At 58.1% G+C, this 26998-nt stretch carries 17 protein-coding genes and 2 pseudogenes; 14 read left to right on the top strand and 5 right to left on the bottom strand.

The genetic code is table 11. The features are described 5' to 3' along the window. Positions 1–495: 495 nt before the first annotated feature. Both RWJ89_RS22330 and RWJ89_RS22325 read left to right on the top strand, forming a co-directional pair. The gene (locus RWJ89_RS22330; RefSeq protein WP_077979681.1) at positions 496–1821 is read left to right on the top strand and encodes an O-antigen ligase family protein; all 1326 of its coding nucleotides are present in this window, start codon (positions 496–498) and stop codon (positions 1819–1821) included. After that, a complete protein-coding gene (locus tag RWJ89_RS22325; protein ID WP_131665634.1) occupies positions 1818–3947 on the top strand; it encodes a right-handed parallel beta-helix repeat-containing protein in 2130 nt (709 codons plus the stop codon). The genes RWJ89_RS22330 and RWJ89_RS22325 overlap by 4 nt, the downstream gene beginning before the upstream one ends. A 164-nt stretch (positions 3948–4111) precedes the next feature. On the opposite strand, the gene RWJ89_RS22320 is transcribed toward RWJ89_RS22325, so the two are convergent. Continuing rightward, positions 4112–6181 (bottom strand): choice-of-anchor Q domain-containing protein, encoded by a 2070-nt coding sequence (locus tag RWJ89_RS22320; RefSeq protein WP_316031456.1) that lies wholly within the window; start codon positions 6179–6181, stop codon positions 4112–4114. A gap of 429 nt (positions 6182–6610) precedes the next feature. Between RWJ89_RS22320 and RWJ89_RS22315 the strand changes: the two are divergent. Then, a pseudogene (locus tag RWJ89_RS22315) lies at positions 6611–6768 on the top strand (IS6 family transposase); the annotation flags it as partial. Positions 6769–7015: 247 nt separating this feature from the next. Here RWJ89_RS22315 and RWJ89_RS33250 read toward each other — a convergent pair. Next, positions 7016–7212 (bottom strand): annotated as a pseudogene (locus RWJ89_RS33250) (transposase); the annotation flags it as partial. 226 nt (positions 7213–7438) lie between these two features. Here RWJ89_RS33250 and RWJ89_RS22305 point away from each other — a divergent pair. Genes RWJ89_RS22305 through RWJ89_RS22290 form a run of 4 tightly spaced genes read left to right on the top strand, consistent with a single transcriptional unit; the run spans position 7439 to position 12741 of the window. Continuing rightward, positions 7439–8305 (top strand): WecB/TagA/CpsF family glycosyltransferase, encoded by an 867-nt coding sequence (locus tag RWJ89_RS22305; RefSeq protein ID WP_316031455.1) that lies wholly within the window; start codon positions 7439–7441, stop codon positions 8303–8305. Between the two features lie 7 nt (positions 8306–8312). Then, positions 8313–9806, top strand: a complete 1494-nt coding sequence (locus RWJ89_RS22300; protein ID WP_168282920.1) for a sugar transferase — start codon at positions 8313–8315, stop codon at positions 9804–9806. Positions 9807–9851: 45 nt separating this feature from the next. Beyond that, positions 9852–10895, top strand: coding sequence for a UDP-glucuronic acid decarboxylase family protein (locus RWJ89_RS22295; protein WP_168282922.1), 1044 nt, complete (start codon positions 9852–9854; stop codon positions 10893–10895). 4 nt (positions 10896–10899) lie between these two features. Then, complete coding sequence (locus RWJ89_RS22290; RefSeq protein WP_131665636.1) at positions 10900–12741, top strand: glycosyltransferase family protein; 1842 nt, start codon at positions 10900–10902, stop codon at positions 12739–12741. 172 nt (positions 12742–12913) lie between these two features. On the opposite strand, the gene RWJ89_RS22285 is transcribed toward RWJ89_RS22290, so the two are convergent. Next, a complete protein-coding gene (locus RWJ89_RS22285; RefSeq protein ID WP_132614741.1) occupies positions 12914–13690 on the bottom strand; it encodes a response regulator transcription factor in 777 nt (258 codons plus the stop codon). A gap of 550 nt (positions 13691–14240) precedes the next feature. Here RWJ89_RS22285 and RWJ89_RS22280 point away from each other — a divergent pair. Genes RWJ89_RS22280 through RWJ89_RS22255 form a run of 6 tightly spaced genes read left to right on the top strand, consistent with a single transcriptional unit; the run spans position 14241 to position 19775 of the window. Beyond that, positions 14241–14744 carry an acyltransferase gene (locus RWJ89_RS22280; RefSeq protein ID WP_316031454.1) on the top strand — a complete coding sequence of 168 codons (504 nt, stop codon included), beginning with the start codon at positions 14241–14243 and terminating at the stop codon, positions 14742–14744. Further along, on the top strand, positions 14744–15781 hold the full coding sequence (locus RWJ89_RS22275; RefSeq protein ID WP_168282924.1) for a Gfo/Idh/MocA family protein: 1038 nt from the start codon (positions 14744–14746) through the stop codon (positions 15779–15781). Before RWJ89_RS22280 ends, RWJ89_RS22275 begins: the two co-directional genes overlap by 1 nt. Continuing rightward, positions 15778–16881: a DegT/DnrJ/EryC1/StrS family aminotransferase gene (locus tag RWJ89_RS22270; RefSeq protein WP_077979675.1), complete on the top strand. Its 1104-nt coding sequence runs from the start codon at positions 15778–15780 to the stop codon at positions 16879–16881. Before RWJ89_RS22275 ends, RWJ89_RS22270 begins: the two co-directional genes overlap by 4 nt. After that, complete coding sequence (locus RWJ89_RS22265) at positions 16871–17590, top strand: acyltransferase (RefSeq protein ID WP_077979674.1); 720 nt, start codon at positions 16871–16873, stop codon at positions 17588–17590. Before RWJ89_RS22270 ends, RWJ89_RS22265 begins: the two co-directional genes overlap by 11 nt. Further along, positions 17587–18561 carry an NAD-dependent epimerase/dehydratase family protein gene (locus RWJ89_RS22260; RefSeq protein WP_168282927.1) on the top strand — a complete coding sequence of 325 codons (975 nt, stop codon included), beginning with the start codon at positions 17587–17589 and terminating at the stop codon, positions 18559–18561. Before RWJ89_RS22265 ends, RWJ89_RS22260 begins: the two co-directional genes overlap by 4 nt. Next, complete coding sequence (locus RWJ89_RS22255) at positions 18558–19775, top strand: DegT/DnrJ/EryC1/StrS family aminotransferase (protein WP_168282929.1); 1218 nt, start codon at positions 18558–18560, stop codon at positions 19773–19775. Before RWJ89_RS22260 ends, RWJ89_RS22255 begins: the two co-directional genes overlap by 4 nt. Before the next feature lie 73 nt (positions 19776–19848). Here the strand turns inward: RWJ89_RS22255 and RWJ89_RS22250 are convergent, their stop codons facing one another. Both RWJ89_RS22250 and RWJ89_RS22245 read right to left on the bottom strand, forming a co-directional pair. After that, complete coding sequence (locus RWJ89_RS22250) at positions 19849–21357, bottom strand: O-antigen translocase (RefSeq protein ID WP_316028829.1); 1509 nt, start codon at positions 21355–21357, stop codon at positions 19849–19851. 246 nt (positions 21358–21603) lie between these two features. Then, entirely contained in the window at positions 21604–22917 is a 1314-nt protein-coding gene (locus RWJ89_RS22245; RefSeq protein ID WP_316031453.1) for a polysaccharide biosynthesis/export family protein, read from the bottom strand. A gap of 661 nt (positions 22918–23578) precedes the next feature. Here RWJ89_RS22245 and RWJ89_RS22235 point away from each other — a divergent pair. Further along, positions 23579–26998, top strand: a 3420-nt coding sequence (locus RWJ89_RS22235) for a N,N-dimethylformamidase beta subunit family domain-containing protein (protein ID WP_410056114.1), incomplete at its 3' end; no start/stop codon positions are given.

Below are 26998 nucleotides of genomic sequence, written 5' to 3'. Positions count from 1 at the left end.
TTGAGCCGGTAGGGTCACCGCCGACAACGCCGCAACGCGTGACGCTCCCTTTATATAACGTACAAAACCAGGACCATGACGCAGAACCATTGCAATCCCAACCCTTCTAAGCGTCACCTGCCAACAGCCGGCTGCGCCAGAATTATTGCCTCACTTCACCGGAACTGCGGCTCGGCGCGACGTGCTTCGCGGTATGCTTTCATCGTCAAGCTACCGGTGATTGGTCACGGGTGACATCTCCTCTTATGGGCAATGTCGTAGGCCCCAGCACCAACTTTTGGGGGAGGGGTAGACTGCAAGCTTAATCCAAACAACGCCCTTGGGTGGTGGGTATGGACGTTAGGCTTAGCCCCGCCTTCGTTTGCGTTGGTTGACCGGGGATATGGCGGGATGATTGTTCGTTGGTAAGCAGCGCAGCTATGAAAGGGGACCCATGTCTTTCCAAATTGCCGCGATCAACAGCCTCTCATCTGTCCAAGCAAATCGGGACGGGTAATGAGAGCGTATACGCTTAGAATAGCGAATGGGCCGACTGTCAGTTGGCGGGCAATAGAGTGCTGGGGCGCCGGCCTATGCCTTTTTCTTCAGACAGGCGCGCTTTTCCCGCTCATGCTGGCGGATGCCGACGGAGGCCTGAGCGATCATGCCAGGTCTATACTGCGTCTGCTTTGTTTACCGGTATACGGGTTTACATTGCTGATGCTGGCACGAAATTCTCCGCAATTCATCATAGCGCTGAAGCGAAATTGGTTTGTCCCCCTGATGGTCGCCATGCCCTTCGTGTCTGTCTTCTGGTCGGTTGGCCCGTCGACGACTTTCAGGCGTGCCATCGGCCTGCTCTTCACCGTACTTCTGGCCTATGTGTTGGCCATACGCTTTACACCGAGGCAGTTGCTTCTCATCGCATTTGCCACCTTCGGAACATGTATCGTCCTTAGCCTGTTGCTTCTTCTAGTGTCACCGGGGCTCGCTCGCATGCCCACGGACAGCGCGGTTCGCGGCATATTCATCCACAAGAACAGCCTTGGTTGGTACGCCGGCATGATGATACTGGTGTCGACCGCCATCGTAATGGACGGCAATCCAGGCTTGCGGCGAGCAGCTTTGATCTTGCTGATGGCGGGCGGGGCTTGTCTCTTCCTTTCCGGATCGATGACCGCGACAATTGCGACGGTATCGGCATATTGCCTGATCGGCTTCTACTCCATGTTGCAGCGAATCCGTGGCGTCGGTCGCATTGTCTTCATCCTGTTTTTCGTTCAAATCTTCGTCGGGATCCTCCTTTTGCTTCACGAGTTCTTGGTCCCATTCCTTGAGGCGCTTGGCAAGGATGCCACTCTGACGGGTCGAGTGCCCTTGTGGGAGCTGGTCGATGGTCAGATCGCCGATCATCTGCTGCTCGGCTTCGGCTACCAAGCGTTTTGGACAGAGGCGAATCCCGAAGCCTGGATTATCTGGTCAAAGATCCAATGGATGGCTCCCCACGCCCATAATGGATTCCGCGATACGCTGCTGAGCTTCGGAGCAAGCGGAATGACTTTGTTCGCTCTGATGCTTTTGCAGGCACTCCGCCAAGGCGCGGCCCTCCAATGCGGGGACCCGCGTTATGGCTGGCTCTGGTTGAACGTCTTCACGGTTGTGATTTTGGTGATGAACCTGACCGAGACAATCTTCCTGATCCAGAATGACGCGATTTTCATTCTGTTCACAACGGCCATCATCATGTTCTCTCTATACAAGCCTGTTGTTGCTTCGACGGCCCCCGGCCGGCAATTGCGAGCACCGGCCCGCAGCAAAACGGCGGAGCTGCAAATCTCATGAGGCTGCGCTTCGCACCGATCTTGAGCATTTTGCTTGCGATGCTCTTTCCGCAGCCGAGCAAGCTGGCTCCGGTGCGCCCGGACGCAGATGCGCCCGACAGGCTGCAGACGGCGGTCAGGGAGGCAACCTGCGCGGAAGCTTCGCCGGCGACCTTTTCGGACAAGCTGAAGGGGACTTCACTGAGCAACATAATGACCGGAACATCCGCGCCCCGGGCAGTATTCTATGTCTCTCCCGATGGCAAAGACACCTGGAGCGGGCACCTTCCTAAAGCAAATTCTCGGCGTACAGACGGTCCTTTTGCCAGTATTGAAAGAGCGCGGGATGCTGCGCGCCAGAAGGGCGGCCAGAATACGATCGCAATGGGCAATGGGGATTACTATCTCGCTGAACCGATAGTCTTCGATGCTCGCGATGCGGGCCTGATCATCGCGGCGAGATGCAACGAGGCGCCGGTTCTGCACGGCGGCCCGATCGTTCGCAATTGGACGGCGCAGGACGATGGTCGCTGGAAGGCGTCACTGAAGTTGCCTGCGGGCCGGGATCTGGGCGATCTTTTCGTCGGCGGCGCGCGCCAGACGCAGGCTCGCTTTCCCAACGCTCCACTCGATGGAGATCCGCGCAAAGGGTGGCTTTTCGCGGCTAAGTGCACGCAGGACGACGACTTATGGCATGGTAACACGCGTTTTTGCTTCCATGCCGGCGATCTTCCGATCTCAAAAAATGCAGCAGGCCTTGTCGCCCACATCGTTGGTGGTTTTCACCCCGGCAGCCAGTGGGGCAGTGATACCCTCCCAGTGGTTTCAGTCGACACCGCGAACCGGGCGATAAATACCCAAGGCACCGGCTATTTCTTCACCGCAGAAGGCAGCCGCTATTTTTTGACCGGGGCGGCAGCGCTGCTCGATGCGCCTGGGGAGTGGTGGTATGACCGCACCAAGGGTCAACTCGATTATATCCCGACCGATGGGCTACCAACAAGTTCTACGGCTGTGGCGGGCATCCTGCCGACCTTCTTCAGGTTGGACGGAGCCGACGGGATGGTTGTATCGGGGCTCCAGTTTCGGGATGGAGATCCGCGTGGCAGCGGCAAGTTCGGTACAGACACCAGAAGCTTTGGGGCCATACGGCTCGATCACTCGGATGGTGTTCGGCTGCTCGGCAACTCCATCGACAATGTCGGCGTCGGCATCCATGTTTCCGAGAGCAAAGGTGTCTTGATTGCCGGCAACGTGATTGGAGATGTGGCTGGCAACGGGATTTACGTTGGCACGACCTATGGCAGCTTCGGCAAATCCGACGGTGCCAAAATCCTCTCGAACCATATTCATGACATTGGAAGGGTCTACTTTGAAACCGCGGGCATATGGTTCCAGGCGGCCGACAGTATCAGGATCGCTCATAACCTGGTCGAAAATACTGCGCAGTTCGGTATCGCCGGCGGCTCATTGTGGGGGGCACAAGACGCAGTCCACGACGCAGTCATCGAACATAACGAGATCCGTAATGCCAATCAGCAGACGGCAGATGGCGGTGCCATCAAGCTGATGGGCGAGCAGGCAGACCTCCTGAACAGCAGCATCCGCTACAATCTGGTCACCGGGACAGGTCAACTTATGAACAGGGCCGATGGGACGTTTTGGCCTTTCGGATATGAAAATATCAATGAATGGCCGACGCCTATCAGTTGGGCGATCTACACGGATGGCAAGGCCAGTGGTGTGCGCATCGAAGGAAATACGCTCTCGGACAATATATCGGCGATCGGCATCAACGGCGGCTGGAGCAACTTGGTGACGGGAAACGTCATCACGCATGGATCGGGCGCGGCTTTTCGCGTTGATGACGGTACGGGCAGGGGTTGGCGTCCGCCATGGGCACGTCCCAATCGTATCGAGAGCAATATCGTGTCGATCGACAGTAGCAACGGGCTTGCAGCCTATGTCTACGCTCCTGACCATGGGCCTGGATACGTGCAGTTCGCGCATAACCGCTACACCGGCAATTTGAACGACAAGAGCTTCCGAATACATCCGGAGATCATGCCTTCGGGAGAATTTGGCAGTTTACAGGATCTTCAGAAGGTTGGGGCGGACACCGAAAGCGTAGTCGCGCCGCCCGAGTAACAAAAGGGCGACGCGACGAGCGATGTTCCGCACCGGCGAGATCTGCCCGAGCGGCTTGGCGACTATCGCTCGGTGAAGCGGCGCTATTACCGCTGGATCGAGATGAGGAAACTCGCCCAGGACGATTGTTGCGGCGATCGGACGACCGCCGCAACAAGTAATAGTTACAGGAGAAAATCGCCTGCGCCCACGTGGACGAGGCCCTTCAGCTGAACCTCGAAATCATGAACGCCGTCGCCGTTCAGGTCGCCCTGGATAACGGTAGCGTCGTTCGCGGATCCAGCCTGGTCGTCATAGTGCCAGGCGAGCGCGCCAGCCTTATGGTCGAACAAGGCATTCTCCTGCGCCTGGAAATGGAAGGTTCCATTGCCCAGCCCAGAACCATTCGCATCTATCGCCGCGATGTCGATCTTATCGACGCCATGTAGGAAGTCGGTGATGACGTCGCGGTTCGAGCCAGACCCGGCTTCCGTCGGTGCTTTGAAGACAAACGTATCCGCGCTGACGCCACCGGTGCTGACGCCACCGGTCATGATGTCTTTTCCGGCGCCACCGATGATGACGTCCCCGCCGGCGCCGCCATCCAGCTTGTCCGCCCCAGCCCCGCCATTGAGAACGTTGCTGCCGCCATTGCCGCCGGTCAGCACGTCGCTGTAGCTGGAGCCAGTCAAGTTTTCGATGCTGGCGATCTTGTCACCGGTGGCCTGCCCGCCCGCTGCGGCCTTGGTCGCCAAATTGACGCTGACCGCACCGGAGCCCGCATAGCTGGCCGTATCGGTGCCATAACCGCCGTCGAGCACATCCGCGCCGGCGCCGCCCTTCAACACGTCACTACCGCCGAGACCCTTGAAGGTTTCGTTGCCGCCGTTGGACTGACCGGTATGTGGCAGGATGTCATTGCCGTTGGTGCCGGTGAATACCTTCGTCGGCGTGGTCGGTGTGGTCGGCGTTTCCGGTTGCGTTGGCGTGGTTGGCGTTTCTGGTTGCGTCGGCGCGGTTGGCGTACCCGGTTGTGTTGGCGTGGTTGGCGTTCCCGGTGTCGAGCTGGAGCCCGATTCGTAGGCACCCATGTCGACAGTTCCAACGACGCGAGCGTGGCCGTCCAGATCGACCGACCCGACGCCGTACTTGGCGGTTCCGCTGTCGATTGCCGCCGAGCCGGAGCCGAGGTGGAAGTTGTCGCTCGCTGCCCCCGAAAATTTGGGGTCGACGCCGAGCTTGTTGCCGTTCGCCGCGCTCGGCATCGCGTTGCCGCCGTCGGTCTTGACCGATGCCTGGCCGGCCGTGCCGTTGTAGGTGATGTTGTTGGCCCAGACGACGTTGTTGTTGGTGTAGCTGTCGGTCGACGTGTTATCGATCGCAGTGTTGTTCTTGTTCACCGATGGGTCCGCTACGGCGATGTTGTTGGCCCAGATGTTGTTGCTCGACGCCGAGTTGCTGAGCTCACCGCGCCAGGTGCCGCTGTTCGCCGGGTCCTGATTGTTGTGGTATGCGGTGTTGTTTTTCACCGTGACGGAGTCGCTCCAGGTAACCTGGATGCCTTTGCCGCCGTTCTCGTAGACGAGGTTATTGTCGACCAGGGTCTTGAACGTGTAGTTCGGATGACCGCTCGTCTGCGTGCTCTGGAAATCGTCGATGATGATGCCGTTGCCGTCGGTGTGCTCACCCGACTTGGTGACGTTATCGTGCGAGATGTTGTCCCGCACGATCGTCCGGTAGCCGTCGGTCGAGGTATCGCCGGTGATGTTCCGGTTCTGGTAGATCGAGATGCCCGAGAACCAGCCCGTCGACGCGTTGTTGTAGGTCTCGTTGCCTTCGATGCGAATGAAGTCCGACTGGTTGAACTGGATGCCCGACTCGCCGCTGCCGTGGACCTTGTTGTTGAGGATCTGGACGTGGTGGGCATTGTTCGCTTCGATGCCGTCGCCTTTGGCGCCGCCGATGTCAAAGCCGTCGATTGTCACGTAGTTGGCGTTGACACTGATCGCGTTCCACGAGCCCGCGGGCGGCCGGATCAGCGCCCCGCCGGGCACTTCCGAGCGCAGCGTGATGTCGGCTGCCGCCGAGCCGTCCGTGTTGATGTTAATAGCTTCGTTGTAGGTCCCCGCCTTCACCACGACCTCGTCGCCGGGTCTAAGGTTCGCCGACATCGCCTCGCTGATCGTGCGGAAGGGAGAGGAGGTACTGCCGTTACCGCCGCTGCTGCCAGTTGTCGCTACGTAATATGTTGTCATGGTCTTGTTCCTCAACCCCCGCCCGTTAATATTTGTGGTTAATCCAGCGTTACGGCGGCAGGTTATAGGGTGACATTTTTGAGGGCGCAACAGCAACGCAACAGTAAGTGCTTGAGAAGCATAGCCTTATTGCTGCCACAATATCCGAATCGATCCAAAGTTACGTTTTGAAATATTTGGTGAATTTGGAGTCGCCCAAAATGTGGCAGTATTAATATCTCGCTTGCCGGGAGTTATTCTTTCTGCAACCAGAGCGATATGCATCCATTGAAAACTTTAGAAAAATCTGATGGGCGTGGCGGGATTGCTCCCGCCAAATGCGGAATCGACATTTTTTTCTGAATTCGGCAATTTTGGGCAGCATCGCCTTACGATTGATGCTGATCGAGATGGTAATGGGGAGGTCGACCGTATCGATTCGGCCAACCCATTGCCCAGCATTTCAAGCGTCACCGCTTTCCCGCCGAGATCGTCTGGCATGCGGTGTGACTACACTTTCCGTTTCCGCTGATGTCGACAATCTGCTTGCCGAGCGTGATATCGATGTCTCGTTCCAGGCCGTGTCTGAGTGGGCGACCAAGTTCGGCCGCTGGTGCGAGACCTCGGAACGGTGGCGGGGAAGTCCTCTTTATGAAATCCAGCTTGCTCCGTCGGCTGACCCGGCTTGGATCGATCCGGTGTGCAAGATGCATGCACCATATTCATCTCATAAGCGTGCCGCCCCGCAGGGTCCCTGGTTTTTCTCGCCGCGTTGTAAAGAAGCATATCGACGGTTCTGCCGCAGACTATGAGTTGCCCCGGTCGCAGTAAACGGACAGGGGACAACTGTTTAACTCGGATGGCAACGGTGATGGCGGCGAGCTTGGCCAATCCCATGACGTTCACGAGCAGTTTGTCGTATCGGGTTGCGGCGCGTCGAAACTGTTTGAGCTTGCTGAAGAAGCGCTCGATGCGCTTGCGCTCCTTGTAGAGGTCTGCGTCGCGGGCGCGCTGCACTTTCGGTTGCGCTTTGGCGCGATGGCGAGCCGCGTTCGGCTTTGCCGAGGTCAAACCGTTCTTTCGGGACAGCGCTCATCAAAAAGAGCAGCCTGGCAAGCAGCTGGGGTACATCGCCTTACTTCGAATATGTAACCTATCTCGGCGTAAGACGTAGAAACATGAAGTCTCTTCTACGTCCAATAGTTAGAGACGCAAGTATGGAGGCAATCGTCTTGGCAGCATATTCTGATGACAGTTTAGATCGCGAAAGCGTAGGTCATGAGAAAGCAATCAGCAGACAGAAGCCAAGATTCAGTTCTCAACCAAACGAGTTCTTTGGAATGTATTAATGTCCTTGGTGTTCGCATTTCGGCAGTTAATCTCAAGAGTGCCACCGGAATTATTCAAAAATCGATCGAAGACGGCAGGAAGGAATATGTGTGCGTTCGCGACGCGCACGGCGTGGTCCGGTGTCAAGATGATCCCGAGCTCCGGTCGATACATAACCGGGCTTTCCTCGTAACACCCGACGGCATGCCGTTGGTATGGGCATTGAAGCGTGCCGGTCATGCGGAAAGCGACAGGGTCTATGGACCTGACCTGATGTTATCCGTTTTCGATGCCGGCAGCTCCAAGGGCTTGCGCCACTTCCTTTATGGCGCAACGGCCGAAACGCTCGAACAGCTGCAGGCGCGCCTTCTCGCAAAATTTCCGCAAGCTCGGATCGTCGGCTCCTATGCGCCACCTTTTCGCAAACTGTCGACGCGGGAGGAAACGGAGATTGCTGACCAGCTCAATCGATCGGGCGCCGATATCATCTGGGTCGGGCTGAGCAGTCCAAAGCAGGAACTCTGGATGGCGCGCATGCGCGATCGTCTGGAAGCATCGATGCTCATCGGTGTCGGAGCCGCATTCGATTTCCACGCCGGCCTCAAGCGGCAGGCTCCAAGGATCATTCAAAGAAGCGGCTTCGAATGGGCGTTTCGTCTTTTATGCGAGCCGCGACGGCTGTGGCGGCGCTATGCGGTCGTCGTGCCGACGTTCATCTCACTGACGGCATTCCAGAGACTGGGGCTTCGAAAGTTTCCGATCGAAGACGCGGTTTTTGGACCAAGCGCGCCAAAAGAAGCAGCTGCAAAGGTGTAAAGCCATCATGTCCTTATTTGCGTCGCCAGCAATGACACCGAGGCCGCCGAAGGCAGCCACCTCAAATGACATGACGTCGCGGGCGATTGCGGCAGGTTCCGTGCCGCCCATAGCAGCTAAGACCGCCGATCCCTTTGACCGGGCAGGGCTGTATATGCCCGTCGCACTACGGAGTCGGCTTCCTCGGCTTGCAACCTCGTCCTTCCTGGTCGCCGGCGACATTGCAAGCTATTTGGTTGCCTACTTTGTTGTCCTGTCCTTTTTCCCCAGTGGTTTGGAGGGCACGCTGGCGGAGCGTACGTTCACGATCGCAGCATTCGCCGCGATTATTCTTTACACATCGGCCGGCCTCTATCCTGGGTATCGGTTGCATGACCATGAACATCTGCGGCGGCGCACTGTCGCTGGCGTCAAGGTGGCTGTCCTGGCGGCGTTTGGAGCAATTATCCTGCCGGAGGGGGAACGACTGCTGCTTGCCGTCACTGGGTTCCTCGCTCTCGGGCTGATTGTTCAGCCATTTGGGCATTGGCTTGCACGGAGCCTGTGCTGGGAACTTGGAATCTGGGGGGAGCGCGCGGTTGTCATGGGGGGAGGCGACCTTACTCCCGCTCTCGTGGCGCATTTCAAGAGCCACTGGCAGTATGGCATCAGGCCGGAGGCCATCTCCCTCGATAGTTTGGAGGCATTGCCCGATGGCGGGCCATCCATTGCCGTGATTGCGGGCGCCACAGGCGCGCTTGCATCCGATTTGGCGGCGATGCGTCGGAAGTTCGCCGAAGTTATTTTGCTGTCCGATACGCCGAGCCTCAAGGTAAGCGGATTGCGACCTGCGGATGTCGGCGGAGAGATCGGTATTCGCCTTATCAACAGTGGGAGTTCAATCAACTCGGACTTGGTTCGCCGGATCCTCGATCTCGCAATCGCCATCCCTGCATCGATTGTCGTCGCCCCATTCATCGCGTTTGCAGCGGCTGCAATCTATGCCATTGATCCAGGCCCCGTCTTCTTCTGGCACACCAGGGAGGGGCGGTCCGGCAAGCCGGTGCACGTCCTCAAATTGAGGACGATGTATCAGGATGCAGAGCAGCGCCTCGAAGCAGTCTTCCGAGATGACCCTAACATGCGCGCCGAGTGGTTGAGCCACTTCAAGCTCAAGGACGATCCGCGCGTCCTTCCGGTTATAGGACATATGCTGCGCTCTTCGAGCATCGACGAGCTGCCGCAATTGGCAAACATCATTGCGGGGCAGATGGCCATCGTCGGACCGCGTCCGTTTCCAGAATATCACCTCTCAGCGATGGATAGCGAATTTCGTGACAAGCGGCGTTCGGTAACACCGGGGCTGACGGGCCTCTGGCAGATATCCGAACGAAGCAATGCGGACATCGAACTGCAGCAGCAACTTGACGAGTTCTACATCGACAACCGGTCCCTGTGGCTCGACTGCCAAATTCTTCTCAGCACAATCCCCGCGGTGTTCAAGCGCGGGGGAGCCTACTGACCATCCTCGCTTCCGCGAGGCAACCATCAACAACGGAGCATACCAATGCACGGACAAAAGCGAATTATGGTAACCGGCGGCACCGGGTTTCTGGGATCATTCCTGTGCGAAAGGCTTTTGCGAGAGGGCAATGACGTCCTCTGCGTGGACAATTACTACACCGGTTCGCGCGACAATGTGCTGCATCTTCTTGACGATCCTCGCTTTGAGGTGCTCCGCCATGACATTACCTTCCCGCTTTATGTGGAGGTCGACGAGATCTACAACCTCGCCTGCCCGGCATCTCCGGTCCACTATCAGCACGACCCCGTGCAGACCGTGAAGACCAATGTGCACGGGGCCATCAATATGCTCGGCTTGGCAAAACGCACCAAGGCGAAGATCTTCCAGGCATCCACAAGCGAAGTTTATGGCGATCCGGCAGTCCACCCTCAACCCGAGGAGTATCGAGGCAGCGTCAGTCCCATAGGCCCGCGGGCATGTTATGACGAAGGCAAGCGGTGCGCAGAGACGCTGTTCTTCGATTATCATCGCCAATATGGCGTGGAAATTCGGGTGGCGCGGATTTTCAATACCTATGGTCCGCGCATGCAGACCAATGACGGCCGTGTCGTCTCCAATTTCATCGTTCAGGCGCTTCGAAACGAGCCGATCACCATCTTTGGCAACGGCAGGCAAACACGATCGTTCTGCTATGTGGACGACCTGATCGATGGCTTTATCCGTCTGATGGCGGCGCCCGCTGGGGTCACAGGCCCCATCAATCTCGGCAACCCCGGAGAATTCCAGGTCCGTGAATTGGCAGAAATGGTGATCGAAATGACCGGATCGAAGTCCGGCATCGTCTTCAAGGATCTGCCAGTTGACGATCCGACACAGCGCAAGCCCGATATCAGCCGCGCAACGCAACAACTGGGCTGGCAGCCGAAGGTGAACCTTCGTGAGGGGCTTGAGAGAACGATCGCCTATTTCGAGTGGAAGCTTTCCGGCGGCGTGAAGAACAGGCTTAGCGTCAAGTCCTCGCAAGAGGCTTATCCGCATCTGGCGTCTGCCAACGTCGAACTCACTGCTCCTGAAGCCATTCGATAGGGACATGAATAGCACCGTTGATGATCGAAAGCCGCGGCTCGTTTTTTTTCAATGGGACCATCAGCCCAATGCGAACGCGGCCGGTTACCTGCTGCTGCACATGCAGCAGCAGGTCAAATGCCTCGCAACACATTTCGATGTCGTCGTCATTAACCGCGACTGCGATTATGCGGAGATATGCGACAGGTACGAGCCGGATCTGACGCTGTTTGAAAGCGGTTATCGGTCGCATGGCTCGCGTCGGATAAAAATCACCAACACCAATGCCCATATCGCCGTTCCCAAGCTTGGCCTTCATAACGCTGACGCATGGTGCGATCGACGCGCGGGCTTCCTTTCCGATATGGAGCAGTGGGGAATCGAGGCGTATTTCGCGATCGCAACGATGGCTCCGGAATATATGCCGGCGGTGAAGGAGAATCTGTTCGTCTGGCCAAATTTCATCGATCCCGAAGTCTACCACGACTATGGCCAGCAAAAGGTCATCCCGGCCATGCTCACAGGTCAGGCCTACGGCCTTTATCCCTGGCGACAGACGGTCTTTCCGATAATCCGCGACCGTTACCCCTGCCTGGTCTCGCCGCAACACGCCTATGAGAGCAAGCTAGCTTCCCAGCTCCTGTCTGGAGAGGCTTATGCGCGCGCGCTCAACGCGAGCCTCGTCGTCCCCACATGCGGCACTATGGGCGGCGAGGTCGTGCGCAAGCATTTTGAGATCCCCGCGGCAAAGGCCTGTCTCGTGACGGAACGCACGGCAGCCGTGGAGGCAGCCGGCTTTGTCGACATGGAGAACTGTGTCTTTGTTGACGGGCGCAACGTCGTCGAGCGACTGGATTACCTTTTTGCCCATCCCGACGAAATACGGCGTATCACGACAGCCGGTTACAGTCTGATCCACTCGTGTCATACGTTGAGCCACAGGCCGCAAATATATCAGTGGTTCGTGCTGAACAAAGGCCTTCAGTTCGGCGAAAAGATCATCCAGTCCGGCCCGTTCGGCGATCTTACAAAGGTCCCGCGGATCTCCAAGCAAGAGAGCGTCCATATCGTGGGGGAAGCGAGCGATCGCACTTTACTGAAGCAGGGCGACTTGCTTCTCGAGCAGGGCAGGGTGGAGGAAGCCAAGCAGTGCTACGCCCGCTGCCTGGATTATGTATCGTACCTCCCCGAAGCTAAATTCCGCCTTGCCATTTGTGCGTTGCAGGAGGGCGACGCCGAGCGCGCCTATGACCTTCTGGTGGACCTGGTCAAGGTGACCATGACCGAATATGGGGCACTCAACCCGGATCCGGTCGAGTGGGCGTACTTCCTTCTCGCTTTGATCTGCAGAGGCCAGTGTGAGCGGGCGCGGAGGCTGCAAGATTTCTATCCATCTCTATCCCACGACGAATTCAGGCGCGCGCGCCTCGTCATCGCGCAACTCGGTCGCTCAGGCGATGGGGTCGTCTCAAGACGGTATGGCAGCGATCGAAAAAGCATTCATCAGATTCCCGATCGCAGCGATTCCGAATGGCTTGTATGGTTCTCCGATATTCTTGAGCGGTGTCAGCAGCCAGATCTTGCAAATGTTCTTCGTCACGCTCCCGTCGGCCGAAGCGGCGCCGGCGAGAAAGTAACATTTCTACACTTCAAACGTGATGCTGGTTGGCGTCTGCGACTATATTCAGGCGTCGACGGCCTGATGGTCAGACTGCGCCTGAATGGCCTGAGGCCGAATGTACCGCCGCTGCCTGAGTTCCGATACTTCTGGCATCTTGCGCGGCGTCTGGTCCCCCATTCGCGGAGAGGCCCGTTGCGCAGGATCCGAACGGCGCTTTCCAGGCTTCCAATGGGCACCGGCAATTAGCTGTGGGCGCACATGCAGACAGCCTCACCTGGAGAGGCGTGCATGACAAACTTCTCCGGTGAGGCTGAAGATGCAATCGGGGACTCGGTGGCGTATTGTCGCGCAGCCACCGAGGATGTTTAGAGCGAGAATGCGCTCGTGATGCGATGCAAGATCTGATCGGCCGACCGCATCAGCACAGGCTGTTTGTCGCAGAGCCGCCCGAAAGAAAAAGATCGTTGAGCTTGAACACGACTTCCGTTCTGTTCGTCGCTTTGACCTTTTTCATAATATTGCGAACATGCACCTTTACAGTGCTTTCTCGCAGGTTGAGCTCATAAGCGATAATTTTGTTTGCCTTTCCGCGTCGGAGCGCCTCCACGACTTCGACTTGACGATCCGTGAATATGCCGGCTAGCGGGCGTGCGGTCGAATTGCTCGAGTCCAGCAAGTGACGCATGGCGAACAGAGCGCTTGCAGGCACAAAAATTCCTCCTGCCACCGACAGCGCGATCAGCTCCATACAGACACTGACGCTGACTGAGGCGGGTATGAACCCTTTGGCTCCGTACTCAAGTGCCCTAACGATTTGACCGAAATCGTCGCTATCGGCCAATACGATGAGTGGCGTCGATGCGAATTCCGACGAAAGCTTCCGGATTTGCTCCGAAACGGCCGGTTCATCGATCTTTTTGCCGCCGACGTTCAAAAGGATTGCCGAAAGCGGAGGATATTCGTCGCGCTTCTGCTTCCACTCCTCAATTGATCCAAAGGCCAAAATCTGCAAATCCGCTTTTTGGGCAGCCATGCATTGCGCCAGGCATTGACGATCGAGCTCACGATTATCGAGAATGACAAGCGAATGCGTGTGTCTTCCCGGCGCGGCAGATGTGTTCGGATTATCTATCCTGAGGGGAAGAGCTACGTTCTCCTGCCTGAGGTCCAAATTCGGTATAAGTGCTGAATTCACAGCTTACCCTCCCCTAACACGTTACGCTCAACTAAGACCCGAGTACCAACCCCTCTCAATACGGGGGTTTAGGAAACTCTAAAGTAGGAATCGAATACCACAATTCGCCGAGCGTTACAGTAGCTAATATAGGCTAAGTACTACACAGATTCCATAAATGGATAAGATGTTGAAGATAAGCCTGAGTATAGACCTAGGTCTTACTAGAGAGCTTGCGGGATAGTCTCTGTTGTTGCGTCGCCGTTTGGCGATGAACCCCTAAATGCATGGAAACCATCGCTGTCTCCGACGTAAGCAGCCGACGAGTGCGGGGGGATAACCCCACCACCAATGATGGTCAGGGGCATAAACCAGGGCGTAAGTCGTCTTAAGTAGATACGCCTTTCGGCGGATAAGCTTAAACGTTTTGTTTCTTTACTCAGATGAAGAAAACAATTCTCTTTGGAATGGAGAGAAGTATTTCTCCTGTTGGTGTGAAGCCTTGGACGCAATCGAACGATTATTTGTTTGACTGAAAATCGGGCCTGTTAGGAGTAGGGAGTTTGCAGGGATGATTGCATCAAACGTCAAGCTGGGTGAAGGCAGCGTCATCCACCATCGAGATCTTGTGAATCTCTACGGCTGCACGATCGGAGCAGGAACCCGCATCGGCACCTTCGTCGAGATTCAGAAGAACGTCATCGTCGGAGAAGACTGTAAGATCTCCAGCCATTCCTTCCTCTGTGAGGGCGTGACCCTGGAAGATGGCGTGTTCATAGGCCACGGGGTCATGTTTACGAACGACACCTACCCGCGCGCCGTCAATCGGAATGGCAGCCTGCAGACGGAGGCCGACTGGATTCTCATCCCCACGCTTGTCAAGCGCCTCGCATCGATCGGCAGCAACGCCACAATTCTGCCCGGCGTGACGATCGGAGAGGCTGCCCAGGTCGGAGCGGGAGCGGTTGTAACAAAGGATGTGCCGGATGGCGCCATCGTCGCGGGCGTTCCAGCCAGGGTTATCGGCCGTGTCAATGACGGGCCAGTCGACATGCACGCGTTGGAGGGAATGTGATGATCGGCATCGCTGTTGTTGGGTATGGATATTGGGGGCCGAACCTGGTTCGCAACATCTCGGAGGCAGCCGGAGCGCACCTCGTTTCTGTCTGTGATCTCAATGTTGACCGGTTGGCGGCTGTCAAAAGCCGCTACCCCGCCGTGACGATCACCGATGATTTCGAGGAAGTGCTGCGTGATCCAAGAGTGGATGCCATCGCTATCGCGACCCCGGTCTTCACCCATTTCAAGCTTGCAATGCAGGCTATGATGGCCGGAAAGCATGTCTTCGTCGAAAAGCCGATGGCATCGACGACGGAGGAAGCTTCGCGGATGGTCGAAGAGGCCACACGTCGACGCCTCGTGCTGGCGGTGGATCACACCTTCGTCCATACCGGCGCCGTCCGCAAGATGCGTGAACTGGTCGAGAACGGCTTGGGGGACATGTATTATTATGACTCGGTTCGGGTCAATCTGGGGCTCTTTCAGCATGATGTCAGCGTCATCTGGGACCTCGCGGTGCATGATCTCTCCATCCTGGACCATGTTGTGCAGGAAAGGCCGGTGGCTGTTTCAGCGACAGGCATGAGCCATGTACTCGGCGAGCCGGAAAACATCGCCTACCTGACGCTCTTCTTCGAAAGCAAGCTCATCGCACACATCCACGTCAATTGGCTGGCGCCGGTCAAGGTGCGCCGCACGCTGATCGGTGGCAGCAACAAGATGATCGTTTACGACGATCTGGAGCCCAGCGAAAAAATCAAGATCTATGACAAGGGCATCACGTTGAACCCCAATTCTCAGGCTTACGGCGAGAAGGTGCATCAGATGATGGTCGGCTACCGCAGCGGCGACATGTGGGCGCCCAAGCTCGATATGACCGAAGCACTGAAACGCGAACTGGATCAGTTCGTCGAATGCATCGAGCAGAATTCGCGGCCCATTACGGACGGCCATGCCGGCCTGCGCGTCGTTCGGATTCTGGAGGCAGCAAGCCGGTCGTTGGCCCAGCGCGGTCGCATCATCGAGCTCGAAGAGGCAAGGCGCATCGCATGATCCCGTTCCTGGACATTAAGGCACAATATCAATCAATCAAGGGTGAGATCGACGCCGCCGTGCTCGGCGTCCTCGCCTCGGGGCAGTACGTATTGGGCGACGAGGTCGCGCATTTCGAGCAGGAATTCGCAGACTATTGCAACGTCAAGCATGCGATAGCCGTCAACACCGGAACGAGTGCCTTGCATCTTGCCCTGCTTGCGGCGGGCGTTGGTCCCGGCGATGAGGTCATTACCGTGCCATTCACGTTCGTCGCAACCGTGTCGGCGATCTGCTACACGGGCGCACGACCCGTGTTCGTCGATGTTGAGCCCGTGACACTCACGATGGATCCGGCGGAAGTCGAGGCAAAGATTACTCCCCGGACCAAGGCCATTGTTCCCGTCCATCTCTACGGTCAAATGGCCGATATGGACGCGATCAAGGCAATTGCCGAGCGCCACGGGATACCCGTCATCGAAGACGCCTGCCAGGCCCATGGCGCGCAATACAAAGGCCACCGCGCCGGCAGTATCGGCCTATCCGGCTGCTTCAGCTTCTATCCGGGCAAAAACCTCGGCGCCTGCGGCGAGGGGGGTATGGTCGTTACCAATGACGATGATCAGGCCAAGACGATGCGCATGCTGCGAGACTGGGGTCAGGAGCAGCGCTATCACCATCTGCTGAAGGGCTTTAACTATCGCATGGACGCCATTCAAGGCGCGATCCTGCGTGTCAAGCTCCGGCACCTTGAAGCCTGGACCGAGGCGCGTCGCACGCATGCGCGCCGCTACTCTTCGCTGCTTGCCGGGTCGACGGTTTTGACGACCCCTGTCGAAGCATCCGACCGGCGTCACGTCTATCATGTCTATGCCATAAGAAGCCGTGATCGCGATGGGCTTCAACGGCTGCTCAGCGCGGAAGGCATTCCGTCCGGGCTCCATTATCCCATCCCTGTTCATCTGCAGAAAGCCCATGCCGACCTTGGTTACCAGGCCGGGGATTTCCCACTCTCGGAAGCCGCGGCACGGGAGGTCCTCTCGCTGCCGATCTATCCAGAGATGCCTGTACGACACGTTGACCTGGTGGTCGCCGCGCTGGAGTACGCCTATGTCAGTTAACCGCGCCGGCGAGGCTCGACTGGTGCAGGCGGTCCATGGTCGCCATGAAAGGCCGGCAGATCCTGGCTACCAAACTGGGTTGGTCGAAGAACTCAGACAATCATACGGGCGCGCTGGCCTGATAGACCTCTATGGTCGTTTCGCCACAGGCGACGGGGTCGTCGACACTCTGATGCGGAAAGCCATTTGGCAAGCGATCGCGCGGAGCTGCGGCACGGGACTGCAGGTTGCGGGCGGCGCCGGTTTCAAACATCCGGAAACGTTTGAAATCGGCAATGGCGTGTTCATCGGCGCTCAGGCCTATATCCAGGGCCGCTTCGACGGCACTTGCGTGATCGGCGACAATGTCTGGATCGGCCCGATGGCTTATTTCGACGCACGCGACCTGGTTATCGAGGATTGTGTCGGCTGGGGCCCTGGCGCCAAGGTGCTTGGCTCGACCCACACAGCACAGCCGGTGGATGTGCCGATCATTCGCACCGATCTCGAAATCAAGCCGGTCCGCATCGGCGCATGGGCCGATATTGGAACGAACGCAACGATTCTTCCCGGCGTGAGCATCGGAAAAGGGGCGATCGTCGGAGCGGGTGCAGTCGTTGTCTCCGATGTCGAACCGTTTTCAGTCGTGGCGGGCGTGCCGGCGAAGTTCATACGCTGGCGCACGGAAGCCGATCCTGTGCTGGATTTATCGCATGGAGGAAGATCGTGAGAAATCAACGGGTACTCATTACCGGCGGAGCCGGCCTGATCGGGTCGCATATCGCCGATCTCGTCGCATTGGAGAAGCCGCGGGAGATTATCATCCTCGACAACTTCGTGCGCGGACGCCGGGACAATCTCAGCACGGCAATAGGTGGCGGGTCGGTCAACATCATTGAGGGAGATATCCGTGACAGAGCCTTGTTGGCGAGAACCTTCGAGGGCGTGGACATCGTCTTTCACCAGGCGGCCATCCGCATCACGCAATGCGCCGAAGACCCACGGCTTGCCTTCGATGTACTGGCCGAAGGCACGTTCAATGTTCTCGAAGCTGCCGTAAAGGCAGGTGTGTCGAAGGTCGTCGCTGCCTCTTCTGCCTCTGTGCTGGGTTTGGCCGAGAGCTTTCCGACCACCGAAGCGCATCATCCCTATAATAACAAGACGATCTACGGGGCGGCCAAGACGTTTAACGAGGGGCTGCTTCGCAGCTTTGCGGAGATGTATGGCCTGCGCTATGTGGCGCTGCGCTATTTCAACGTATACGGGCCGCGAATGGACGTTTACGGCGCCTATACCGAAGTGCTGATCCGCTGGATGGAGCGTCTGGCGACCGGGATGCCACCCCTCATCTATGGAGACGGCAGCCAGACGATGGACTTCGTCGATGCACGTGACATCGCCCGGGCAAACCTGCTCGCTGCGAAGAGCGATGTCACGGATGAAGTGTTCAACGTCGCGAGCGGCAGAGAAATAAGCCTCCTGGAACTCGCGCAGATGCTGAGCAGCATCATGGGGGTCTCACTCGAACCGCAGCACAAAGAAGCCCGCACGGTAAACGGCGTAACCCGTCGTCTTGCCGATATCAGCAAGGCCGAGAAACTCCTGGGCTTCAAAGCGGAAATATCGATGGAACAAGGGCTTCGCGACCTTGTCGCCTGGTGGAAGATGAAGACCGATGCGGCAGGAGGCCAAGCTGCATGAGCCCGTCGCTACCTGTAGTTCCAGTTGCCAAGCCCGTTCTCGGAGAGGAGGAGGCGGAGGCTGTCCGTCGCGTTATTCTATCAGGATGGGTGACGCAGGGGCCGGAAGTTGCCGCTTTCGAGAGTGAATTCGCTGCCTTTGTCGGCGCAGCACATGCCTGCGCCGTTTCAAACTGCACGACCGCACTGCATCTAGCCTTGATGGCGGTAGGTATCGGTGCCGGTGATGAAGTCATTACGGTCAGTCACTCGTTCATCGCAACCGCGAACGCCATCAGATACTGCGATGGCGTGCCTGTCTTTATCGACATCGAGGCGGACGGTTACAACATCGACCCTAGCCTGATTGAAAGGGCAATCACGTCCCGGACCAAGGCAATCCTGTGCGTTCATCAGCTTGGCATGCCTTGCGATCTTCGCCCTGTCGTTGAGATCGGGAAGCGCCTCTCGATACCGGTCATCGAGGATGCAGCGTGCGCAACGGGAAGCGAAATCCTTTGGGATGGAAATTGGGAAAAAATTGGCAGGTCGCATGGCGACATTGCCTGCTTTTCCTTCCACCCCCGTAAGGTCGTCACGACCGGTGATGGTGGCATGTTGACTACGGCCAATCCCGAGTATGACCGAAAATTTCGCCTCTGGCGCCAACATGGCATGAGCGTCACCGACGCCGTCCGTCACGGCTCGAGGCAGGTGATCTTTGAAGACTATGATGAACTAGGCTACAACTACCGCATGACTGACCTTCAGGCGGCGGTCGGACGGGTGCAACTGCGGCGGCTGCCGGAGCTGATTGCGCAGCGCCGGCGGCTTGCCGAGAAGTATATAGAGCGCCTGTCCACGATCCCTGGGCTAACGCTGCCAATCGAGCCCGACTGGGCTCGCAGCAACTGGCAGAGCTTTTGTGTGAGATTGCCTGATGCTGTCGACCAAAGAGCGGTCATGCAAGCGATGCTCGATCAGGGGATATCCACCCGGCGCGGTGTGATGAACATCCATCTGGAGGGGGCCTATTCGGGCCAAAGTTCCCATCGTGCTGCCGCAAGTCTGAAGCGAAGCGTGGCAGCGCAGCGGCAAACGATAATCCTGCCGCTTTATGCTCAGATGACGGATCTCGACATCGTCAGGGTTGTCGAAGCACTTCGAAGCTCGTTGGCTGAGGCGGCCAGCATACCCGCCGCCGTACAGCACGATCGGGACATCGCGCTTGTATGATTTCCTGACTGCGTGATGCAATTCTCGTTGTGCCGCAGGGCCTAATGCGCATCGCCTCGATGCGCATTTTTTATTAGGCAAATTTCGCGATCCATCCTCTGATCACTGCGGGCATCATCTCGGGCGGAAGAAGCTGGATCAGCATGCGCAGCGAGTAGATCCCCGTCAGAGCTACGGCCAAGGCGCCGATGCCGATCGCCGGCCATAACGGCAAGACCCAAAATGCCGAAAATACCAACACCGATGCAGGCAGGAAAAGCAGCACGTGCCTGCGGTTGGCTGCGGACCCGCGGAAGCTGGTAAGCCGCCGCACGATCACGTAAATGAGGATGCTATGCCAGACGTAGAGGCCGAAAAACGCCATGCCGGCTCCTGGCGTACCGAACTTCGATACGAAGTGCCATGCCAGGCCCACATGCACGAGCGTGGCCGCCACCTCCGTCCAGAAGAAAATGGCTTGGGCACGCTTCGCCAAGATGATGAAACCCATCGGCCAGGCGATGATCCTGAGCATCATGCCAAGGCAGATCCAGCGCAAGAGATCCACCGCCCCATGAAACTCCGAAGAATAGAACAGGCTCATCATGAGCGGCGCCAGCGTCAACGTGGCGAGCAGACCGGGGCCGGCAAGAAGGATGCTGATTTCCATCTGTTCATTGACCAGGCGGTTGCATTCGGCGTGATTGTCCGCAGTCGTGGTCAGGCGCGGATAGAAGTCCGTTCCCATCGCCTGCAAAATGAAGCCGGCATAGAGACCGCCCAACCCCCAGGCCGCCTGATACAATCCTGCGGCCATCACGCCCCCGTCCTTCAATACGATGATGCGGATGGCATAGGCCGCGCCGAAGGTCAGAAGTCCGCTCGCCATGAACACGGCGCCGAATCTCAGCAGAGGTGCCCACTCTTGACCAAATTGGCGAGCCGACATTCGCGGCGAGTGTGCGCCTATCCGTCTGCTGTACCACCAGGTGGAGAGTGTTGTGACAGCCGCAATCGCTACGACCGAGGGTGCGATCGCCTGCGCGCCGAACAGGTAAATCAGTGGGACCGTGATCACCGTGCCGAAAAAACCAACGAGCACATTGATGCGGGCAAGATTTGCGATGCCACGTAAGCCCTGGATCAACGCCGTCTGCCCGGACGACACTATCCGGAAGAATACGGCGAGCGAGAGCAGCGCGATGCCACCGGCGTGCTGGTAGTCGCCGAAGGTGAAATCCGAGACCGGAAATGCCAGCGCCGCAAGAAGGAGCGCGCCAAGCAGGCCGAGTATCATCGATATGCGTCTCAGCGCTTTGGCCGACTGTGCGATCCTCGCTTCGTCGCCGGTACCGGCGGCCTCGGCGACCTGGCGCACCCCGCTGCCGCCCAGTCCCAGACCAGCGGCCGTTTGCGCGATATCGACGATTGACTGATAGAGGCCCATGAGCCCCACGCCTTCTGGCCCAAGCAGAACGGCCAGGGCCTTGTTACGAATGACGCTTAGAGCGACGTTCACGAGCGAGGAACCGCCCATCAGCATCGTCGACTTGAGGATCTGGGTATAAGTCTGCCCACTGGCTGGGATCATGCGCAAAGTCATCAATTGTCCTTGGCCGCTATGCTGTGGGGCGGGATCTCCGGCGCAATGTCGCCGACATGTTGCCCAACGCCGCTTCGGAGATACGCGGCACAGGCATTGCTGTTGAGGCAGGAAGCGAATTCAAGACCCGGTCGGGTTTATGGCAGCTTGTATCAAGAGCAATTTCTCTCGCGCAGGTAGTCGGAGCGCCTTGGCGCTGGTCAATCGTCCGCTGCGAGATCGTTTGCAATACATGCTTTTCGCGGGTCACTGGCTTGCCTGACTGGCGCGTGTTTCAGTTTCACGCGGCAGGTCGGCGGGCGCGGCCTGAGACACGCGATCCACTATGGGGGGTCGAACGACCCTCACAACATCACCCGGGATCAGTGCCGTTGTCTCGGAGGCCTGGAACTGCCTGATTTGGCCTTCGCTTCGCCGGCTCACCGTAAACGTCAGCGGGAGCGCCTCGTCGGTAATATTCGAGCTTCCCCCTGCCGCGAGGTCATCGAGAAGCAGTTTTTGCGTCATCTCGCGCTTCAATTTGAGCTGGTCGAGACTTGCCTGTTCCGACTGCAATTCGGAAGCGACTTCGCTTCGCCGCGTATCATAAAGCCCCTCAAGATTTCGCGTTGTCTCACTGATCGCCTGACGGCCCCGCATGATGGCGGTGACAAGGTCGAGCCGATCGGAGCGGTAGGTGGTGAGCAACCGTTCCAGATCCAATTGACGCGACGAAACGGTGAGGCCTTTCGAAACCAGTGTTTTGACGCTGGTCAGCTGGTCCTCGATCGATTTGATATTGTCCTCCGAGCCCTGCACCTTCTCGCCCAGCATGCCGACTTCACTATTCAAAAGATCACGCAATTCCGTGAGCGCCTTCGACTGCCTGTCCAGCGCATTTGCGCGAGCCTGAAAAATGACCCGTTCCTCGTTGTATATTCCCGCGGCGTATTGCTGATTGACGCCGAGGCTCTGATCGAAAATTATCTCCTTTGCCCCGGTCATCTCTGCTTGGAGCCGTGCTAATTTGGCAGTGCTGCGCAGCAGGGAGTGGTCGATTTCCCGCAGCTCGCCCGCGAGTTTGATCGTCTGCGATTGCTGCAGACTTGTGGCGCGGAACGGGCCGCCGCTCATTGCCAGGGATTGCAGGACGGTAAGTCCTGAGCGGAATTTGTACTGCCCAGGCGTGGTTACGTCTCCGACGACATAGATTGGCGGGTATTCGAGAATTTCGATGGTGACCGCGGGTGGCTGAACCAATCCGATTTTTTCTTGCAAACGCTTGGCAATCTCGTTCGTGAGGCTGGTGTTATCGCGATTGCCGACGGAAACGGATCCAAGAAAGGGCAAAAAGACAGCGCCTTCATCCGAGACGGTATATTCACCGCCAAGCGCATCCCATCTTTCATATTGGCCTTTCGACTGCATCCATTGGACAATCGTCAGACGGATTTTCGTCTGCGGAGCAAAAGCAGTGTCATCGGCGAGAGCCGGCGGCACAGCTCCGGCAAGAAAGACGAGTGTACTGATGACAAGCGTCGCCCGAAAGAACACGTTAAGAACGCGATACGATAGCTTCATTTACATGTCCAGCCTGCAAAAGCGTCCTTAAACGGACACCGGGTCAATGCCTTAGGCGCTACGCGAGCATCGGGCGCCAGGTCCGAAGCCGCAATGCCAGTGTGCAATCTGACGAAGCCTTGAGGAAGGTGGCGGTTGTTTGCTTCGCCTTATCACTATTGATGAGGCGGGGGAGGGGGCTTAGCCTAAACCGAGTAGGAACATATACCTTCGGCGCGGCACAGAGGCATCGGCCCCGGGAAACCAGGACGTCATGCGCGCAGGAAGAGGCGCGCCAGAGCATGTCGAGCAAAAGTGTGCAGCGATTTTGCGCTAACGACATGCGTAAAAACAAAGTTCTAAAGCGCGACGCGCTTGAGCCGCGAAGGCCAGCGATCCCTCGCGGCAGAGCCGTCGTGTTTGGATCGTTTATTTTGCGATGATGATATTGACCGGCGGCGTCGCCTTAACGGTCGGCGCAAAGAAAAGGCCTCCAAACGAACAACTTGCGTGTCTTTCCCATCACGTGGTCCATGCCAACACGGCCGCTTGCCCAAAGGATGCCGCCTGTAGAGCAAAAGGCGTAGGACCTACTCGCTTATTTTTGGGCTATCATTCAGAGCTTCGTAGCAAACGATCCCCGTAGATTCGATCCCGATAATCTCGCGAGAGAGGGCCTGCCATGTATCGCAACGCTCGCCGGTGGACATCACGCTCACTCCTGCTGGATTCCTTGGTTCCCCGATGGTTGACCGTCGGCGGAAAGGAAAGGCCTCGCAAGCCTGCCGATAAGCGCGAGGATAGTGCTCAACTTGCGACAACCGTGCAAACGGCGGATGGAAACAAGCATGATGGTACGCTTGTCGACAATCCCTACAGCAACGCGGCGCTCAATGAGCATGATATTGGACAGAGAGCGGGCCTGATCGGCGACACAGATGGTCGGGCCGATAGCAACCACCCAGCGCCGCTCTTGCCTGCCCTGCCTAACGCTTTCGCAGCAAATCGCCAGACAGGGGGTCGAAGCGGGGACACTGCCGCGTCTCGGTTGTTCGCCCACACGCCTGGTTTTGCAGGTTTCGAGCGGGACGCGCACGGAGTTGCATTCGGGGCTCAATCGTCCCTTTATCGCACCTACGCTGGAATGAGCCTCATAGGCGACGATCCTTTGGCTCCGTATTTGCCGCAAAGCCCTGCACCGAGAGTTTCGGGACAAGGTTCTCCTGCGGTGACGGGCGAGCGTGCTCACTCGGGCAATGTCGTCATTCTCGAATCGAGCCCGTCAGCGCAGGCGACTGCGCATCAGACGGGCGCGGATTCACTGGCGTTTGGCATGCCCTTTGGTGTGTGCGGATGCGGCTACTTTACCTCCCCCACGCGGATTCTCGATTGGGCCCATGGCGGCGCCATGCTTCAACAGGACGGCCAATTGCCGGGGACCAGGCTGACCGAGGGGCCGGACTTTGTATCGACGATCAAGCGGGCGATCGGCGCCTCGACCAGCGACCCGCTTCTCGATCGGACTCTGTCCCCTCTCTCGGGCTGGCGCGGAACCGCAACGTGGACGGATTCGACGATCTTGAACGGATCATTGCCAGGCGGCGGAGAGACCGGAACGGGCACCGCCACATCCAAGGGCATCGGCATCCTTTCCGGCTCGGTGACGACGCCACCTACAACGCAGCGGTCGTTGACGACGCAAAATCTGGCGGCCGCGGCTGCGGCCAGCAACCTGATCGTGTTGGAAAACCAGAAGCAGGGTAACCCGGAGAGCGAGTGGGGCATCGACGGTGCCGGTAGCTCCAACATCGAGGGATTTGCGACAGATATCAGCGTCGACAATGGCAAGACGATCAGCTTCAAGATCAATACCAATTCCACCAACTACCGGATCGACATATACCGGCTCGGCTATTATGGCGGCATGGGGGCTCGCAAGGTCGACACCATTCAGCATACCGGATTGCAGAATCAGCCAAATCCGTTGCGCAACGCCTCGACCGGCACGGTGGATGCCGGCAACTGGGCCGTGTCAGCCTCGTGGACCGTACCGGAGGACTCCGTCTCGGGCGTCTATATCGCTAAGCTCGTGCGCCAAGATGGCACCTCCGGCCAAAATCATATCCCGTTCATCGTGCGCGACGACGACAGCCGCAGCGACATCGTCTTCCAGACTGCAGACCAGACCTGGCAAGCTTACAACGGCTGGGGCGGCGCAAACTTCTATGGCGGCAACGGTCCGGCGACGGGGCAGGGTGCGGGTCGCGCTTATGCGGTCAGCTATAACCGGCCGATTGCGACCCGCGGGGGCGTGGGAACCGTTGCCGGCCCGCAGGATTACCTGTTCGGCGCCGAATATGCGGGTATCTACTGGCTGGAACAGAACGGCTATGACGTCTCCTACCTGTCAGGTGTCGACGTCGACCGTTATGGCAGCCTGTTGCTCAATCACAAGACCTATATTGATGCCGGGCATGATGAATACTGGTCTGGACAGCAGCGGACCAATGTCGAAGCCGCGCGCGATGCCGGCGTCAACCTGATGTTCTGGAGCGGTAACGAGGTTTATTGGCGCACCCGCTGGGGCAATGCCTATAGCGCCGACGGCACGCCTTATCGCACGCTGATCTCCTACAAGGAGACCTGGTCGCCGAGCGCCAGCATCGACCCTTCCAACGAATGGACGGGCACATTCCGTGATCCGCGCCTCAGTCCACCCGCTGTCGGCGGCGGCAATCCGGAAAACTCATTGACCGGGCAGCTGTTCCAGGTCGATGATGTCGGGAGCAATCTCCAGGCGATCAAAGTCGGATATGACGATGCCAACCTGCGCTTCTGGCGCAATACGAGCGTTGCCAATCTTCAGCCTGGCCAGACGGCAACGCTCACCAAGAACTATCTTGGTTACGAATGGGACGAAGCGGTCGATAACGGCTTCGATCCGGCTGGCCTTGTCAAGCTGTCGTCGACGACGCTTCCGGTCAGCACCTACTTGCTCGATTACGGAAATACGACCGGCAACGGGACCGCGACCCATAATCTGACGCTCTATCGTGCGCCGAGCGGTGCACTGGTGTTCGGCGCCGGTACCGTCTACTGGACATGGGGTCTGAGCGACAATCACGACCTCACGGCGACTCCGACGGACCCGCGCGTGCAGCAGGCAATGATCAACTTGCTTGCCGATATGGGCATTCAGCCCGGGACGCTGCAATCCGGACTCGTCGCCGCGACTGCTTCGTCGGACCAGGTTGCCCCGACCTCCGTCATTTCGGTGCCCGCGACGGCGACCGTCGGATCCACCGTGACGATTACGGGCACTGCTGCAGACACGGGCGGCGGAGTCATCGCCGGCGTCGAGGTTTCCACCGACAACGGGGCAAGCTGGCATCCAGCGACAGGCGATGAGAACTGGACCTATAGCTGGTCGCCGCAGGTCGTCGGAAGCTACACGATCCGGTCCCGCGCCGTAGACGATAACATCAATCTCGAAACACCCTCGGCCGGACGTACGGTCACCGTCAGTGGGCCGAGCTACACGTCCCTCTTCGGCGCGGCGACTCCGGCCATCGTCAATACAAACGATGCGTCAGCCGTCGAACTCGGAGTCCGCTTCCAAACCTCTGTGGCAGGGACTGTCAGCGGTATTCGTTTCTACAAGGGCAGCCAGGACACCGGTACGCATACCGGTTCACTCTGGTCGAGCACCGGCACGCGGATCGCAACCCTCACCTTTTCGAACGAGACCGCCAGCGGCTGGCAGGCCGCAAATTTTTCCAGTCCTGTGGCGTTGACGCCCGGACAGACCTATACGGCGTCGTACCACACCAATGCCGGTCGTTACTCGACAACCACCAACTATTTCGTCTCGAACGTAACCAGCGGTCCGCTGACGGCACCAGCGAGCGGTAATGGCGTATACAGATACGGCAGCACCAGCCTGTACCCTACGGCCACCTTCGCTGAGACGAATTACTGGGTCGATGTGATGTTCAATCCGTCGGCCTCGAACACGACGCCGACGGCGGTTGCCGATGCGGGGAATGCGACCGAAAAGGGTGGCGTGGCCAATGGTTTGGGTGGCGTGGTCGCCAGCGGCAAT

It is taken from the genome of Rhizobium sp. 10PS4, from assembly GCF_032464805.1.
GTDB lineage: Bacteria > Pseudomonadota > Alphaproteobacteria > Rhizobiales > Rhizobiaceae > Rhizobium > Rhizobium laguerreae.
This window is presented reverse-complemented; position numbering and strand designations above follow the sequence as displayed.

Coding starts and splice junctions, on each gene's coding strand:
- RWJ89_RS22300 (WP_168282920.1), top strand. CDS start 8,313: ATGTCCTTATTTGCGTCGCCAGCAATGACACCGAGGCCGCCGAAGGCA.
- RWJ89_RS22330 (WP_077979681.1), top strand. CDS start 496: ATGAGAGCGTATACGCTTAGAATAGCGAATGGGCCGACTGTCAGTTGG.
- RWJ89_RS22245 (WP_316031453.1), bottom strand. CDS start 22,917: ATGAAGCTATCGTATCGCGTTCTTAACGTGTTCTTTCGGGCGACGCTT.
- RWJ89_RS22265 (WP_077979674.1), top strand. CDS start 16,871: ATGTCAGTTAACCGCGCCGGCGAGGCTCGACTGGTGCAGGCGGTCCAT.
- RWJ89_RS22270 (WP_077979675.1), top strand. CDS start 15,778: ATGATCCCGTTCCTGGACATTAAGGCACAATATCAATCAATCAAGGGT.
- RWJ89_RS22255 (WP_168282929.1), top strand. CDS start 18,558: ATGAGCCCGTCGCTACCTGTAGTTCCAGTTGCCAAGCCCGTTCTCGGA.
- RWJ89_RS22290 (WP_131665636.1), top strand. CDS start 10,900: ATGAATAGCACCGTTGATGATCGAAAGCCGCGGCTCGTTTTTTTTCAA.
- RWJ89_RS22250 (WP_316028829.1), bottom strand. CDS start 21,357: ATGACTTTGCGCATGATCCCAGCCAGTGGGCAGACTTATACCCAGATC.
- RWJ89_RS22295 (WP_168282922.1), top strand. CDS start 9,852: ATGCACGGACAAAAGCGAATTATGGTAACCGGCGGCACCGGGTTTCTG.
- RWJ89_RS22320 (WP_316031456.1), bottom strand. CDS start 6,181: ATGACAACATATTACGTAGCGACAACTGGCAGCAGCGGCGGTAACGGC.
- RWJ89_RS22275 (WP_168282924.1), top strand. CDS start 14,744: ATGATCGGCATCGCTGTTGTTGGGTATGGATATTGGGGGCCGAACCTG.
- RWJ89_RS22325 (WP_131665634.1), top strand. CDS start 1,818: ATGAGGCTGCGCTTCGCACCGATCTTGAGCATTTTGCTTGCGATGCTC.
- RWJ89_RS22305 (WP_316031455.1), top strand. CDS start 7,439: ATGAGAAAGCAATCAGCAGACAGAAGCCAAGATTCAGTTCTCAACCAA.
- RWJ89_RS22280 (WP_316031454.1), top strand. CDS start 14,241: ATGATTGCATCAAACGTCAAGCTGGGTGAAGGCAGCGTCATCCACCAT.